Origin of the sequence: Mesorhizobium sp. M1D.F.Ca.ET.231.01.1.1 (assembly GCF_003999155.2) — a bacterium.
GTDB lineage: Bacteria > Pseudomonadota > Alphaproteobacteria > Rhizobiales > Rhizobiaceae > Mesorhizobium.
In genome coordinates this window covers 1-327 of record NZ_RZOZ02000167.1, presented here as the reverse complement: position 1 = coordinate 327, position 327 = coordinate 1, and the positions used below count along the sequence as shown (strand labels likewise).

At 61.2% G+C, this 327-nt stretch carries 1 pseudogene; it reads right to left on the bottom strand.

Annotated elements, in window-relative coordinates:
* Positions 1 to 193, bottom strand: a pseudogene (locus tag EN874_RS32795) (alkanesulfonate monooxygenase); the annotation flags it as partial.
* Positions 194 to 327 lie beyond the last annotated feature (134 nt).

The window sequence follows — 327 nt, the reverse complement described above, 5'->3', positions numbered from 1 at the left end:
CTATACCCATCTTCTGGTAATCCTCCAGCGCCGAAAGAACCTGATCCGTCGAGCCGACAAGTGCTGCACCGCAGCCGGAGCGCGCCCGGCCGATGCCGGTCCACAGATTGGGTTCGACATAACCGAACTTGTCAGCGAGTTCACGGGCCCGTGCCTGATGCGACACGCCGAGTGAACCGCTATCGTGGGCGCGGGCAAGAGCAGGCACGCCACACCGCGGCAGTTATGAGGTCGGAAATGAAGAGGCGGCAAACGGGGACAAGGCGCGGGATGGCAGCTCGTTTTCCGGATATAAGCCCATCCTGAAGGCTTGCCGAAATGTCCTAG